General features: G+C 71.3%; 13 protein-coding genes. 2 read left to right on the forward strand and 11 right to left on the reverse strand.

Annotation, left to right across the window (positions count from 1 at the left end):
• Window positions 1-47: 47 nt before the first annotated feature.
• From tsaE to glmS, 5 genes are read right to left on the reverse strand one after another with little or no spacing between them, the layout of a single operon-like run.
• Window positions 48-563 carry a tRNA (adenosine(37)-N6)-threonylcarbamoyltransferase complex ATPase subunit type 1 TsaE gene (gene tsaE / locus H489_RS20480; RefSeq protein WP_017885491.1) on the reverse strand — a complete coding sequence of 172 codons (516 nt, stop codon included), beginning with the start codon at window positions 561-563 and terminating at the stop codon, window positions 48-50.
• Window positions 560-1,726, reverse strand: a complete 1,167-nt coding sequence (gene alr, locus H489_RS20485; RefSeq protein ID WP_017885492.1) for an alanine racemase — start codon at window positions 1,724-1,726, stop codon at window positions 560-562. Before alr (H489_RS20485) ends, tsaE begins: the two co-directional genes overlap by 4 nt.
• Complete coding sequence (alr, locus tag H489_RS20490; RefSeq protein ID WP_017885493.1) at window positions 1,723-2,826, reverse strand: alanine racemase; 1,104 nt, start codon at window positions 2,824-2,826, stop codon at window positions 1,723-1,725. The genes alr (H489_RS20485) and alr (H489_RS20490) overlap by 4 nt, the downstream gene beginning before the upstream one ends.
• Window positions 2,823-3,218, reverse strand: coding sequence for a holo-ACP synthase (locus tag H489_RS20495; RefSeq protein ID WP_017885494.1), 396 nt, complete (start codon window positions 3,216-3,218; stop codon window positions 2,823-2,825). Before H489_RS20495 ends, alr (H489_RS20490) begins: the two co-directional genes overlap by 4 nt.
• 8 nt (window positions 3,219-3,226) lie before the next feature.
• Window positions 3,227-5,074, reverse strand: coding sequence for a glutamine--fructose-6-phosphate transaminase (isomerizing) (gene glmS / locus H489_RS20500; RefSeq protein ID WP_017885495.1), 1,848 nt, complete (start codon window positions 5,072-5,074; stop codon window positions 3,227-3,229).
• 70 nt (window positions 5,075-5,144) lie between these two features.
• Here glmS and H489_RS20505 point away from each other — a divergent pair, with 70 nt between their 5' ends.
• The gene (locus tag H489_RS20505; RefSeq protein WP_017885496.1) at window positions 5,145-5,630 is read left to right on the forward strand and encodes a glutathione peroxidase; all 486 of its coding nucleotides are present in this window, start codon (window positions 5,145-5,147) and stop codon (window positions 5,628-5,630) included.
• A gap of 105 nt (window positions 5,631-5,735) precedes the next feature.
• The gene (gene coaA, locus H489_RS20510; protein WP_017885497.1) at window positions 5,736-6,680 is read left to right on the forward strand and encodes a type I pantothenate kinase; all 945 of its coding nucleotides are present in this window, start codon (window positions 5,736-5,738) and stop codon (window positions 6,678-6,680) included.
• A 94-nt stretch (window positions 6,681-6,774) separates the two neighbouring features.
• Here coaA and glmM read toward each other — a convergent pair whose 3' ends face one another.
• The 6 genes from glmM to truA form a co-directional block, all read right to left on the reverse strand.
• Window positions 6,775-8,148, reverse strand: coding sequence for a phosphoglucosamine mutase (gene glmM, locus H489_RS20515; protein ID WP_017885498.1), 1,374 nt, complete (start codon window positions 8,146-8,148; stop codon window positions 6,775-6,777).
• 22 nt (window positions 8,149-8,170) lie between these two features.
• Window positions 8,171-8,656: a 30S ribosomal protein S9 gene (gene rpsI / locus H489_RS20520; protein WP_017885499.1), complete on the reverse strand. Its 486-nt coding sequence runs from the start codon at window positions 8,654-8,656 to the stop codon at window positions 8,171-8,173.
• Between the two features lie 37 nt (window positions 8,657-8,693).
• On the reverse strand, window positions 8,694-9,140 hold the full coding sequence (rplM, locus tag H489_RS20525) for a 50S ribosomal protein L13 (protein ID WP_017885500.1): 447 nt from the start codon (window positions 9,138-9,140) through the stop codon (window positions 8,694-8,696).
• 331 nt (window positions 9,141-9,471) lie between these two features.
• Window positions 9,472-12,531, reverse strand: a complete 3,060-nt coding sequence (locus tag H489_RS0118045; protein ID WP_017885501.1) for an ExeM/NucH family extracellular endonuclease — start codon at window positions 12,529-12,531, stop codon at window positions 9,472-9,474.
• Between the two features lie 84 nt (window positions 12,532-12,615).
• Window positions 12,616-13,359 carry an MBL fold metallo-hydrolase gene (locus H489_RS20530; RefSeq protein ID WP_017885502.1) on the reverse strand — a complete coding sequence of 248 codons (744 nt, stop codon included), beginning with the start codon at window positions 13,357-13,359 and terminating at the stop codon, window positions 12,616-12,618.
• On the reverse strand, window positions 13,356-14,264 hold the full coding sequence (truA, locus tag H489_RS20535) for a tRNA pseudouridine(38-40) synthase TruA (protein ID WP_017885503.1): 909 nt from the start codon (window positions 14,262-14,264) through the stop codon (window positions 13,356-13,358). The genes H489_RS20530 and truA overlap by 4 nt, the downstream gene beginning before the upstream one ends.
• Between the last annotated feature and the right edge of the window lie 76 nt (window positions 14,265-14,340).

Raw genomic sequence — 14,340 nt, forward strand, 5'->3', positions numbered from 1 at the left:
GAACGCCCGGAGCGCCTCGACGTCGTCCGCGGTGACGGGCCGCAGGGTCAGAGGACCACGCCCTGCCAGCGCGGACCGGAGGCGGTGACGACGACCCGGCGGGGCTCGTCGGGGACGTCGTCCGGGTCCGTGTCGTCGGGAGCTGCGGGTCCGGCGTCGGCACCGGTCGCCCGCGTGATCTCGACGTCGAGCAGGCTGTCGCTGACGCCGTCGACCATCCCGCGGCCCCACTCGACCACCACGATCGCGGCGTCCCAGTCGAGGTCGAGGTCGTCGAGCTCGACCGGGTCGGACAGGCGGTAGGCGTCCACGTGCACCAGGTCCGGCCCGGCGGTGGTCGGGTGTGTCCGGGCGAGGACGAAGGTCGGGCTGGACACCTGTCCACGCGCACCGAGTGCTGCGCCGAGCCCACGGGTCAGGGTCGTCTTGCCGGCGCCGAGGGGGCCGGTCAGCACGACGAGGTCTCCGGCGCGCAGCACCCGGGCCAACCGGGCACCGAGCTCCCCCATCGCCTCGGTGCCGTCGACGGTGGTGTCGAGCAGGACGTGGGACGACCCGGTCACGGCCGCTCGCCCCGCAGGTACTCCCCGACGCGTCCCTCGATGTCGTGACCCTCGTAGGACCGGGGCACACGGCTGCCGATCCGGCAGACGATCTCTTCACCGATGGTCTCGAGCGCCGCGCCCCACTCGAGCACGGTCATCTCGTCGTGCTCGCCGGTGCCGAAGAGGACGACGGTGTCACCGGTCCGCACGTCGTCGTCGCCGACGTCCACCAGGAACTGGTCCATCGCGACGCGGCCGGCGATCGGGTAGCGCTTGCCGCCGATCGCGACCTCGATGCGGCCCTGCGCCAGTCGCGGGACCCCGTCGGCGTACCCGACGGGCACGAGCGCCAGGGTCGTCTCGGTCGCGGTGCGGTACGTGTAGTCGTACGAGACGCCGGTGTCGACGGGGACACGCTTCGTCTTCGCCACCGACGCGGTCAGGGTCATCACCGGCTCGAGCCCGAGGTCTGCTGCCGAGACCCCGTCGGCCCCGGGGATGCCGAACAGGTTCGCACCCATCCGGACCATGTCCTTGCGGAACTCCTTGCGTTCCAGCCCCGCGAGCGACGCGGCGACGTGCTCCGTCGGGACATCGAGCCCCAGGTCCTCGGCGATCTCGATCGCGGCGTCGAACACGGCGACCGCGGCGCTGTCCTCGTGGTCGGACGACTCGGCCAGGTGCGTGTAGGCGGCGACGACCTCGATGCGGCCGTTCCGCTGGGCGTCCCGCGCGGCCTCGACGAGGGCCGGCCAGTCTGCGGGGACCGCGCCGTCGCGGTGCAGTCCGGAGTCGACGCCCAGGTGGACCCGGGCGGGGCGCTGGTCGACGGCGTCGACGATGCGCTGCAGTTCGGCGACGTTCGAGACACCGAGGTCGACGGCCGAGTCGATGGCGTCACGGAAGTCCAGGTCAGGGTCGTGCTGCCAGGTGAACAGGTGGACGTCCTCGCCCACCCCGATCGACCGCAGGCGCAGGGCGGCGGGGACCGTCAGTACACCGATCCAACGGATGCCGGCGTCGACTGCGGCGAGCGCGATCGGTTCGAGGCCGTGCCCGTACGCGTCGGCCTTCATGATCGCCATGACCTCGACCGGGTCCATCCACTCGCGGACACGCTCGAGGTTGGCGCGGTACGCGTCGAGGTCGATGCGTGCCTGACGCAGTGGTGCGGAGCTCACGCGGTCCTCCGTTCCACGCTGCGGCCGATCCGGGCGACCACCTCGTAGTTGATCGTGCCGATGGCGTCGGCCCAGTCCTCGACGGCGGGGTCGCCGTTCGCGGGGTCGCCCCACAGCACGGCCTCGTCGCCGACCTGCACGTCCGCGTCGCCGACGTCGACGTGCATGGCGTTCATCGCGACGCGTCCGACCACCGGGAACGTGCGGTCCCCGATGCGCAACGAGACCCGGTTGCCGAAGTCGCGGTCGAAGCCGTCCGCGTAGCCGAGGCCGATCACAGCGAGGCGGGTGTCCGTCTCGGCGCGCCAGGTGTACCCGTACGAGACGCCGTCACCCGCGGCGACCGGCACGGTGCGGAGCACGGCGGCGGTGACCCGCATCGCCGGACGCAGCCCCAGGTCGGCCGAGGTGCGGCCGTCGAAGGGGCTCAGTCCGTACAGAGCGAGTCCGACGCGGGACAGGTCGTGGCGGGTCTCCGGCACGGCGATGCTCGCGGCACTCGCGGCGAGGTGCACCACGTCCGGCACGATGCCGTTCGCGGCGAGACCGTCCAGCGCACGCTGCAGTGCGGCGTCCTGGTCGAGGTCGTCGGTGCGCGAGGCGTTCGACAGGTGGGACATGAGCCCCTCGACCCGGGTGCGGTTGCCGCCGCGGGCCAGGGCGCCGGCGGTCGCGAAGAGCTCGGCCCACTCGGACTCGACGGCCCCGTTGCGGCTCAGGCCCGTGTCGACGCACAGGTGCACGGCACGGACGTCGGAGTCGGCGGCGGCGGACAGCTGCTCGACGCTCGACACCGCCGGCGTGACGTCGAACTGCGCGGCGCGACGGAAGTCCTCGTCGGGGGCGTGCAGCCACGTGAGGATCCGGACCCCCTCGTCGATGCCGCCCTGCCGGAGCGCGACGGCCTCGTCGATGTCGGCGACCCCGAGCCACTCGGCGCCCGCGTCGACGAAGGCCTGCGCGGCGTCGAGGGCCCCGTGGCCGTAGGCGTTCGCCTTGACGACCGCGATCACACCAGCCGGGGCGACCCGGTCGGCGATCGTCGCGTAGTTCTCGATCAGGGCTCCGCGATCGATCGTGATGCCGGTGAACGCACTCACCGGGCCGTTCCTTCCAGGACCACGTCTGTTCCTTCCAGGACCACGAACGCGGTCGCGATCCCTCCATCATGCGAGAGCGACAGGTGCACGCTCGTCACGCCACGCGCATCCGCGACCCGGCGCGCACCCTGGCGCAGGGTGAGCGAGGGGTTCCGCTGGTCGTCGGACACGACCTCGAGGTCCTGCCAGCTGAGCCCGGCACTCGACCCGAAGGCCTTGATCAGTGCTTCCTTGGCGGCGAACCGTGCCGCCAAGGACGCGATCGGACGGGGTTCGCCGTCACGGACCTGCTCGGACGGCGTGAACAACCGCGCCCGCATCGCCGGTGTGCGTTCCAGCACCCGTTCGAACCGCTCCAGGTCGACCACGTCGACCCCGATCCCGATGATCACCGTCTCGACTACTCGACGGTGACCGACTTCGCCAGGTTGCGTGGCTGGTCGACGTCGAGGCCCTTGGCCGCGGCGAGCTCCATGCCGAACATGTGCAGCGGGGCCACGGCGAGCAGCGGCTCGAACAGCGGGGTCGCGAGCGGGATCCGCAGGACCTCGTCGGCGAAGGGCAGCACCGCGGCGTCGCCTTCTTCCGCGATGGCGATGACCCGGGCACCGCGGGCGCGGATCTCCTGGATGTTCGAGACGACCTTCGGGTGCAGCGATCGCGGGTCGCGGGGCGACGGCACGATGACGAAGACGATCTGGCCCGGCTCGATCAGCGCGATCGGACCGTGCTTGAGCTCACCGGCGGCGAAGCCCTCGGCGTGGATGTACGCGAGTTCCTTCAGCTTCAGCGCACCTTCGAGCGCGATCGGGTAGCCGACGTGGCGACCGAGGAACAGCACGCTCCGGGTGTCCGCCATCCAGCGGGCCAGGTCCTTGATGCCGGCGGCGTCCTCGATGGTCTGCTGCAGCTTCGGTGCGAGCCCCTCGAGCTCGGCCACCTGCTCGGCGATCTGCTCGGTGGTGAGCGTGCCGCGCAGCGTCGCCAGGTGCAGCCCGAGCAGGTACAGCGCGACGCCCTGGGCGATGAACGCCTTGGTGGACGCGACGGCGACCTCGGGCCCCGCGTGCGTGTAGATCACGGCGTCGGACTCACGCGGGATCGTGGCGCCCTGGGTGTTGCAGATCGACAGGACCTGGGCGCCCTGTTCGCGGGCGTACTTGACGGCCATGAGCGTGTCCATGGTCTCGCCGGACTGGCTGATCGAGACGACCAGGGTGCGTTCGTTCAGCACCGGGTCGCGGTAGCGGAACTCGTGGGCGAGCTCGACCTCGACCGGGATGCGGGCCCACTGCTCGATGGCGTACTTGCCCAGGATGCCGGCGTAGGCGGCGGTGCCGCAGGCGATCACGATGACCCGGTCGACGGTCGCCAGGCGCTCGGCGATCGGGTCGAGGTCGGTCAGGGTGACGGCGCCGTCGTGGACACGGCCGAGGATCGTCTTGGCGACGGCCTCGGGCTCCTCGCTGATCTCCTTCGCCATGAACGAGGACCAGCCGCCCTTGTCGGCGGCGGAGGCGTCCCAGTTGACCTCGAACTCGGTCGGCGCGGCGGGGGTGCCGTCGAAGTGGATGACGTCGACGCCGTCGGGGCGGATCGTGGCGATCTCGTCCTGCCCGATCGACAGCGCGCGCTGCGTGTAGGCGACGAACGCGGCGACGTCCGAGCCCATGAAGTTCTCGCCGTCGCCGAGCCCGACGACCAGGGGCGAGTTGCGACGGGCGCCGACGACGACACCGGGCTGGTCGGCGTGCACGACGAGGAGCGTGAAGGCGCCCTCGAGCCGCTGCACGGCCTGCTGCATGGCGGCGGTCAGGTCACCGGTGTCGCGGAAGGCCCGCCCGACCAGGTGCGCGGCGACCTCGGAGTCGGTCTCGCTCCGGAACTCGATGCCCTCGGCCTGCAGTTCGGCGCGGAGCTCGGAGAAGTTCTCGATGATGCCGTTGTGGATGAGGGCGAGCTTGTCGCCGTCGGCCAGGTGCGGGTGGGCGTTGCCGTCGGTCGGGCCGCCGTGGGTCGCCCAGCGGGTGTGCCCGATGCCGGTCGTGCCGTCCGGGATCGGCGACGACTCGAGTTCGTCGACCAGGGCCTGGAGCTTGCCGGCCTTCTTGGCCGACACGAGGTCTCCGGCTGGGTCGACCACGGCGATGCCCGCCGAGTCGTAGCCGCGGTACTCGAGGCGGCGGAGGCCACCGAGGAGGACGTCCTGGCTGCTGTTGCTGCCGACGTAGCCGACGATTCCACACATGGGACCGATCCTACGGTCTGCCTGGACGCCGACCCTGCGAAGTCCCGGGGGTGGGGATAACGTTTCGGCCATGGGACGCTTCGACGACATCGCCATCACCACGCTGCACGGCGAGGACACCACGTTCGGCGCCTACGCCGACAAGGCCGTACTGGTCGTGAACGTCGCCTCCCGGTGCGGCCTCGCCCCGCAGTACGAGCAGCTCGAGGCCCTGCAGAAGCAGTACGGCCCCCGCGGGTTCACGGTGCTGGGCTTCCCGAGCAACCAGTTCCTGCAGGAGCTCGGCTCGTCCGAGGCGATCGACGAGTACTGCTCCACCACGTGGGGCGTGACGTTCCCGATGTCCGAGAAGGTCAAGGTCAACGGCAAGAGCGCCCACCCGCTCTACCAGGCCCTCAAGGAGACCCCGGACGCCGACGGCAAGGCCGGTCGGGTGAGCTGGAACTTCGAGAAGTTCCTCGTCGCCCCCGACGGCACCGTCACGCGCTTCCGCCCCACCACGAAGCCGGACGCCCCCGAGGTCGTCGCCGCCATCGAGGCGGCCCTGCCCGCCTGACGCGTCGCGTCCTGCGGGCGCGCACCGAGCACTGGCCGGGAGGCCCGGGGCACGTGAGCCGACCGGCTCACGTGCCCCGGGCCTCCCGTCTGTACGCTCGATCCCATGCCGATCCCGGAGACCGCCGTCGCGCACCCGACCCCGTTCGTGGAGATCCCGCGTGCCGAGTGGTCGCAGCTCGCACCCAAGGAGCACCTGTCGCTCACCGAGACCGAGATCGTGCAGCTGCGCGGACTCGGCGACCGGTTGGACATGCAGGAGGTGCAGGAGGTCTACCTGCCCCTGTCCCGCCTGCTCACGCTCTACGCGGCCGGCGCACGGAACCTGCACGCCGAGACGAGCCGGTTCCTGGGTGAGCGCGCCGGACGCACGCCGTTCGTCATCGGCGTCGCGGGTTCCGTCGCCGTCGGCAAGTCCACCGTCGCCCGTCTGCTGCGGGAGCTGACGAAGCGCTGGCCGGACACCCCTCGCGTGGAGCTCGTGACGACCGACGGCTTCCTGTACCCGAACGCCCAGCTGGAGCGCCGCGGGATCATGGACCGCAAGGGCTTCCCGGAGTCGTACGACCGCCGCTCCCTGCTGCGCTTCGTGAGCCAGGTGAAGAGCGGGGCAACCGAGGTCCGGGCACCGTACTACTCGCACCTGGTCTACGACATCGTGCCTGATGCCGAGATCGTCGTCCGGCAGCCCGACGTGCTCATCGTCGAGGGTCTCAACGTGCTGGCGCCCCCGGTGCACGGGCGGCTCGCGCTGTCCGACCTGTTCGACTTCACGATCTACGTGGACGCGAAGACCAAGGACATCGAGTCCTGGTACGTCGACCGGTTCCTCGCCCTGCAGGAAGAGGCGTTCTCGAGCCCCGACTCGTTCTTCCACCGGTTCGCCTCGCTCTCGCGTGAGGACGCGGTGCGGACGGCGACCGAGGTCTGGCGGGCGATCAACGAGCCGAACCTGCTCGAGAACGTGCTGCCCACGCGCTCCCGCGCCACCCTGGTGCTGAAGAAGGGCGCGAACCACAAGGTGAACTCGGTCCTGCTCCGCAAGATCTGAACGGGAGCGGGCAGCAAAACACCGGTGTTCGCGAGCTGAACCGCGTCCTGCGCGTGTTCAACCGGCGAACACCGGTGTCTTGCGGAAGGGAACCCTACGCGGCGTCGAGCGCCAGGCGGTCCTGCACGACGGCGGCGAGCTCCTCGGCGATGCGCTGGGCGTCGTCCTGCGACGCAGCCTCGACCATGACCCGCACGACCGGCTCGGTGCCGGAGGGTCGGAGCAGCACGCGACCGGTGTCGCCGAGTGCCACGGACGCCGCAGTCACGGCGTCCTGCACGCCCTGGTCGGCGAGCCCGTGACGGTCGACGCCACGGACGTTGAGCAGCACCTGCGGGAACACCGTCATGCACGAGGCGAGCTCCTGCAGGGTCTTGCCCGTCCGCGCCATCTCGGCGACCAGGTGGAGCCCGGTGAGGATGCCGTCGCCCGTGGTGGCGAACTCGTTGAAGATGATGTGGCCGGACTGCTCGCCACCGATGGAGTAGTCGCCCTCGGTCATCTTCTCGAGCACGTAGCGGTCGCCCACACCGGCCTCGATGACGGTGATGCCCGCGTCGGCCATGGCCCGCTTGAGCCCGAGGTTCGACATGACCGTCGCGACGAGGGTGTCGTCCTTCAGGCGTCCGCGCTCCTGCAGCGACAACGCCAGGATCGCCATGATCTGGTCGCCGTCGATCGCGTTGCCCGCGGCGTCGACCGCCAGGCAGCGGTCCGCGTCGCCGTCGTGCGCGATGCCGACGTCCGCGCCGGCTTCGAGCACGGCGCGCGACAGGTTGTCGATGTGGGTCGACCCGACGCCGTCGTTGATGTTCCAACCGTCGGGGTCGGCACCGATGAGCGTCACGCGGGCACCCGCGTTGACGAAGACCTCGGGTGAGACGCCAGCGGCGGCACCGTTGGCGCAGTCGAGCACGACGTGGATTCCGTCGAGCCGGTGCGGCAGTGTGCCGAGCAGGTGCACCACGTAGCGGTCCTCGGCGTCGGCGAACCGCGAGATGCGCCCGACGTCGATGCCGGTGGGGGTCGGTGCGGAGTGGTCGTGCATGGCCGCTTCGATGCGGTCCTCGACCTCGTCCGGCAGCTTGCGACCACCCGTGGCGAAGAACTTGATCCCGTTGTCGGGAGCGGGGTTGTGCGACGCGGAGATCATCACGCCGAAGTCGGCGTCGATGTCCGCGACGAGGAACGCCGCGGCGGGCGTGGGGATGACCCCGGCGTCGAGCACGTCGACGCCGGCCGAGGCGAGCCCGGCCGCGACGGCGGCACCGAGGAACTCGCCGGAGACGCGCGGGTCACGCGCGAGGACCGCGCGCGGGCGCGGTCGACCCGACGCCCGGCGGGCGTCGGCATGGTGTCCGTGTGTGAGGACGGCCGCGCTCGCCTGGGCAAGACCCAGTGCGAGCGCGGCCGTCAGCTCGCCGTTGGCGAGACCACGAACCCCGTCGGTACCGAACAGACGCGGCATGGCGATCTTCAGCCGGTGACGACTAGCGCTTCGAGAACTGCGACGCCTTGCGGGCCTTCTTGAGACCGGCCTTCTTGCGCTCGATGACGCGGGCGTCACGGGTGAGGAAGCCGGCCTTCTTGAGGGCCGCGCGGTTGTTCTCACGGTCGATCTCGTTCAGCGTGCGGGCGATGGCGAGGCGGAGCGCGCCGGCCTGACCCGAGGGGCCGCCACCGGTGATGCGGGCGACGACGTCGTACGAGCCGAGGAGCTCGAGCACCTTGAACGGGTCGTTGATGAGCTGCTGGTGCAGCTTGTTCGGGAAGTAGTCCTCGAGCGTGCGGCCGTTCACGACGAACGTGCCGGAGCCCGGAACGAGGCGAACGCGCGCGATGGCCTCCTTGCGGCGCCCGACGGCACCGCCGGAGACGTTGAGGATCTGACGGGGAGCAGCCTCGGCAGCGGCGGGTGCGCTCTCCGTGGTGAAGCTCTCCGGGGTCTGGTCGAGGGAATCAGCGATCTGAGCCATGAGTTTCTCTATGTCCTTGAAGTCGTCGTGGCCGGAACTACTGTGCGACCTGGTCGAAGATGTACGCCTTGGGCTGCTGCGCGGCGTGCGGGTGCTCCGCGCCGGCGTAGACCTTCAGCTTCTTGAGCTGCTCGCGGCCGAGGGTGTTCTTCGGCAGCATGCCGCGGATCGCCTTCTCGACGGCGCGGGTGGGGTGCTTCTCGAGCATCTCCGGGTAGGAGGTCGCCGTCAGGCCGCCCGGGTACCCCGAGTGACGGTAGTAGACCTTCTTCGCGAGCTTCGAACCGGTCAGTGCGACCTTGTCGGCGTTCACGATGATGACGTAGTCACCCATGTCCATGTGCTGGGCGAAGGTGGCCTTGTGCTTGCCGCGCAGGAGCGCCGCGGCGTGGGTGGCGAGACGGCCGAGGACGACGTCGGTGGCGTCGATGACGATCCAGTCGTGCTGGACGTCTGCCGGCTTCGGTGAGAACGTGCGAGTCACAGGAGTGCTGCTTTCGTGTCGAGGTGAGGAGTCCGTGAATCCCACTCCGGTCGGGAGTTCCGCGGGCAGAAGCACGGGGAACACCTCGGTTGGAGGGCTCATCTGACTGTCCGCGCGCGGGGCGCACAGACCAAGGTGAGAGCCTAGCCGACGCGGGGTGCGTCGGTCAAACGCGGCCACCCGCGGCCTGGAGGCGCGGGGCGGCCCCGCACCGCGCCTCCAGTCCGCCGCGCGGTCGCGCCCACCGCGCATGGTGAGCAGAAGACGTCGGGTCCGCACCGCGAACCCGACGTCTTCTGCACACTCATCGCCCCGACGTGGGGCGTGGGGACTACTCCGCAGCCGCAGCCCGACGGCGGCGACGCACGACCAGCACACCCGCACCCGCCGCGAGCAGCAGGAACGCCACCAGCGCACCGGCACCGAGCCCCGACGCTCCCGTGAATGCGAGCTGCCCGTCCGCGGTGATCGTGATCGGGGTCCACCCGATCAGCGTGCCGTCCGCAGCCGTCACCGCCAACCGGTGTGCACCAACCACCGTGTCGGCAGGGATCGTCACCCGGACCGTCCCGTCAGCAGCGACCACAGCCGTGCCGATCAGCGTCGGCTCCGAGAACAACCACACGTTCACCGTGTCACCGGCAGACGCAGTACCCACCGTCACCGTGATGGTCTCCCCCGCACGAGCCGACGCCGGAGCCGAGACGCTCCCGCGGTTCGCGTCGGTGAGACCGGTCTCCGACGGGGCCACCGGCGGCACCGCCCCGGGAGCCGACGGGGTCGGAGCGGGGGTCGGCTTCGAGGGCGTCGGGCTCGGCACCGGGGTCGGGTCGGTCCCGGGCTCGGTGCCCGGGGCGTCCAGGTCGAAGCCGACCAGGATCGGGTCGTGGTCGCTCGCCCGGTACACGTCGTCGGTGTACAGGTTCGTCGCGTTGTAGTTGTAGCGGCTGTACTCCAGGCCCACCGACTCGACCGAGTTGATGTTCCAGATGTCCACGCCCGTGACCGTCTCGAGTGCGGCCTTCGAGGCGAACACGTGGTCGAGCGAACCGCTCAGGCCGGAGAACACGTAGGAGTACTCGGTGCTGTCCCGAGCCGGGCCGAGGTCGGTGTAGCCGGCGCCGTCGAGGACGACCACCGGGTCCTCCTTGCTGTAGGCGTTGAAGTCGCCGAGCATGAACACCTTGTCGGTGCCGTACTGGTCCTGCATGGCGCTGGAGAAGGTCACGAGGGCCTTCGCCTGGGCCACGCGGGACGCGTTCGACGCTCCCTGCCCGTCACCCTGGTCGGCGTTCTCACCGGTGCCGGAGCCCTTGGACTTGAAGTGGTTCGCGATCACCAGGAAGTCGTCGTCCGCGGTGCCACCGACCGGGCGGAACGCGTCCGCGACGGGCTGGCGGGCGTTCGTGAACGCGTCGTCGAGCAGGATCGTGGACTCGCCGACGGGCTCGACGCGGGCCTTCTTGTAGATGAGTGCGAGGCGGATGACGTCCTCGCTCGCGGGCACGACGGCCGGGGACTTCGCGTACGCCCAGGTGTCCTGGCCGGTGGCGGCGTTGAGCGCGTCGACCAGGGTGGCCACGGCGGCGTCGCGGTCCTGGCCGAAGCGGGCCGAGTTCTCGATCTCCTCGAGCGAGACGACGTCGGCGTCCAGCCCGTTGATGGCCTTGACGATCTTGACCTGCTGGCGCAGGAAGTCCTCCTGCTCAGCGGCGCCGCGGGCGTCGCAGCCGGAGTTCACCGTGACGGGGTCGCCGGCACGGTCGGTGTAGTACTTGCAGCCGGTGAGCTCGTCGCCCGTGGTCGGGAAGTAGTTGAGCACGTTGAAGCCGGCGAGCTTCAGGTCACCGCCGACGTCCTGCGGTGCCGGCTGGCGCACCTTCGAGAACGACGCCGGCAGGTCGGCCGCCGGGGTCGCACCGGTGATCGGCGCGGTCGGCTGGAACTTCCACCCGTTGTTGCGGTAGTCGAGGACGACCGGCTCGGTGAAGGTGGCGGCGGCCCCGACGGTGACGGGGCCCTGGGTGAGCCACGACACCGGGATGCCCTGGTTCGCCTGGGTGAGGAAGTTCGTGCTCGCGCCGTCGTCGAGCGTGACCTTGCGCGCGGCGTTGTCGGCCTCGACGGCCTTCGCCTCGGCGCTGCCGGGGCGACCGACCTCGGTCGGCTGGACCAGACGCTTCGTCCCACTGGCGAGCACGACCTCGCCGTACTGGTTCGTCGTGTAGTTGTCGGCGACGGTGTACGCGCCCTGGGGAGCGACGAGCATGCTCTCGAGCGACTCCCGCTGGGCGTCGGACGACGGGAACGCGACCGCGGCGGGCTGCGGTGCCGCGACGGTGTCGTCGAGCTGCTGCAGCGACGAGGCGCCGGACACCGTGAGCTCGGTCAGGCCGAAGTACTCGGACACGGCGCCGGTGACGCGGACGTGGTCGCCCCGCTGCACCAGTCCGGCGGTTGCGGACGAGAACACGAACACGGCGTCGGACGCGGTGTGGGCGCCGAGGTCGATCGCGCCGCCGGTGCCGGCGGTCTGGATCGTGTAGCCGTCGAAGCCACCGGTGCCGTACACCGCGGTGACGACGCCGTCGGTCGTGACGTTCTTGCCGGCGTACGGCGAGGTGTCCGTGGTGCCCTGCAGCTGGGCGATGGTCACCGTCTCGGCGGGGGTGCCGGGCGTGGGGGTCCCGCCGTCGCCCGGGTCGGTCGGGTCCGTGGGTTCGGTCGGCGCCGTCGTCTCGCCCGCGGCGTTCCGCGGGGTGAGCGTCGTCGTCACCGAGAAGTCCGCGCCGTTGACGTCGGTGTCCGTGGTGCCCTGGCGGACCAGGCCGTTCGGCACCGAGTTGTCCCCGGTCACGGTGCGGACGGTCGACTCGAACGTGTTCGAGGCGCCGTAGCCGAGCAGGTCGACGACGCCGTCGGTGCCTGCGGCGACGGGTCCGGCGGCGAGCGCCAGCGGTGCGGTGGCGTCGGAGAGCACGAGGGTGCCCGTGGTGCCCGACGGGGTGAGCGACGCGGTGTCGTCGTCGGCGGGCAGGTCCTCGCCGGCCGCGGTGGCCCCGCCGTTGCCCGCCATCGACACCAGGAAGGTGCCCTTCGCCGGCACGGTGCCCGCGAGCGCGCTGGCCGAGAAGGTGCCGGTGCCCGTCGCGGAGCGGTACTGCAGCGACCACCCGTCGAGCGACACCGGGGCGTCGGTCGGGTTGCCGATCTCGACGAACTTCTGGTTGTAGGAGGCGCCCTTGCTGCCCGCCTTCAGGTAGGCCTCCTCGATGACGAGGCCGGTCCCCTCGGGGTTCGCGGACGCTGCGGTGACGGTGACGAGTGGTGCCGCGAGGAGCGTCGCGGCCGCCGTGGCGCACAGCAGAGTGCGCCCGAGGGTGTTGGCCATGCCCGCACGCTACCGACCTGCGGGGACATTCAGGTTGCGCTGAGGTAAATGATTGCGTTCGGCAACATCAGCGATGCGGCGGCATCAGCCGATCGGCAGCCAGGTCCCGCCCACGCGCCGCACGGCTGGTCCGTGTCCGGGCAGTACCAGTGCCGGGAACGGCAGCGCCCGCGCCGACTCGAGCGCGCGGTCCTGGTCGGCGGTGAAGAACGGCGTGATCATCCGCGGCCGCGGGGCCCACGACCCGGGCTGGGTGTCGTGGCGACTGACGACCGCGTCGCCCGTCACGATCGCGTCGGCTGCGGGCAGCAGGTACGCCGTCGAACCGTCGGTGTGCCCGACGGCCGGGAGCGGCGCGATCGCGCGTCCCGCGAAGTCCGCGCCCGTGAACGCACGCGCCGACGGCACGGTGGTGGGCCGCAGGGCGTCCGACCGGATCGCCCGCGCCAACCAGGCGAGGACGCGTGGGCTGGCGAGCCGACCGCCGATCTCCGCCGGGGTGACCTGCTGCCGCTCCGGCCCGCGGACGTTGTCGAGCTCGTCGGCGTGGGCGAGCACCTCGACGTGCGGGTACCGCTCCAGGATCCCGGGGATGCCGCCGACGTGGTCGACGTGTCCGTGCGTGACGTAGACGCGTCGGAGGTCGGCGGGGTCGTGTCCGGCGGCGCGCACGGTGTCGAGCACCAGGTCCGTGTCGGCCGGGTACCCCGCGTCGATGAGCGCGACGCCGTCCTCCTCCGCCAGCACCACCCAGTTGGACACGGGGCCCTCGACGAAGACGACTCCGGGGGCGACGGACACGACGGAACGGGGTTCGCGCGGGCTCATCCCTCGACGGTACCGTCCGCCGAGCGTCGGGCCCGGGTCTGCTCCGCCCGCTCCGCGAGCGCAGCGTCCGCCGGGTAGCCCACCTCGGTCAGGGTCAGTCCCTTCGCGGGCGCCGTCTTGAACGCGCTGGTGCGTTCCTCGGCGACGCGCAGTTCCTCGAGGCGGTCCGGGCCGAAGCGGCCCTCGCCGACGGCGATGGTCGCGCCGACCATGGCCCGCACCATCGAGTGGCAGAAGGCGTCGGCCTGGAGGCGCGCCACCAGCACGCCGTCCGGCTCGCGGTCCCAGCGGAACTGCTGCAACGTCCGGATGGTGGTCGCCCCCTCGCGCGGCTTGCAGAACGTCGCGAAGTCGTGCAGCCCGAGCAGCGTCAGCGCACCGCGCTCCATCGCTGCCGGGTCGAGCCGCGCCGCGTGCCAGAGCGTGTGCCCCCGCCGACGTGGATCGCGCGGGGCGTCGGCGTCCGCGATCCGGTACTCGTACCGGCGCCAGAGTGGCGAGAACCGGGCGTCGAACCCGGCGGGCGCCACCGAGGCCCCGGTGACGACGACGTCCCCCTCGGGTGCCGCGATGCCGTTCACCCGCTTGCGCAACCCGTCGAGGGGTGAGCGGCCCGACCCACGCTTCCCGGTGAGTGCTGCCCACTGCCCTGCCGACAGGTCCAGGTGCGCGACCTGCCCGGTGGCGTGCACGCCGGCGTCGGTGCGTCCGGCGACGGTGAGCAGCGGCGGTTCGCCCCAGCGGGTGAAGACGGTGGCGAGGGCGGCTTCGAGGGCACCCTGCACGGTCCGGAGCCCGGGCTGCCGTGCCCACCCGGAGAACGCGGCCCCGTCGTAGGCGATGTCGAGCCGCAGCCGCACGTCGGCGGTGCTGTCGGAATCCTGCAACCCGGCCGTCTCGTCCACGTGACCACCGTAGCGGGGGTGGTCCGTGCCTCCCGGCAGGTGCCCCGTCCACCGGGTCGTGGCTGCCTGCACCCGT

This window comes from Curtobacterium flaccumfaciens UCD-AKU, from assembly GCF_000349565.1.
Classification (GTDB): domain Bacteria; phylum Actinomycetota; class Actinomycetes; order Actinomycetales; family Microbacteriaceae; genus Curtobacterium; species Curtobacterium poinsettiae.

Coding starts and splice junctions, on each gene's coding strand:
- glmM (WP_017885498.1), bottom strand. CDS start 8,148: ATGCCGCGTCTGTTCGGTACCGACGGGGTTCGTGGTCTCGCCAACGGC.
- H489_RS20505 (WP_017885496.1), top strand. CDS start 5,145: ATGGGACGCTTCGACGACATCGCCATCACCACGCTGCACGGCGAGGAC.
- H489_RS20530 (WP_017885502.1), bottom strand. CDS start 13,359: ATGAGCCCGCGCGAACCCCGTTCCGTCGTGTCCGTCGCCCCCGGAGTC.
- coaA (WP_017885497.1), top strand. CDS start 5,736: ATGCCGATCCCGGAGACCGCCGTCGCGCACCCGACCCCGTTCGTGGAG.
- glmS (WP_017885495.1), bottom strand. CDS start 5,074: ATGTGTGGAATCGTCGGCTACGTCGGCAGCAACAGCAGCCAGGACGTC.
- rpsI (WP_017885499.1), bottom strand. CDS start 8,656: ATGGCTCAGATCGCTGATTCCCTCGACCAGACCCCGGAGAGCTTCACC.
- H489_RS0118045 (WP_017885501.1), bottom strand. CDS start 12,531: ATGGCCAACACCCTCGGGCGCACTCTGCTGTGCGCCACGGCGGCCGCG.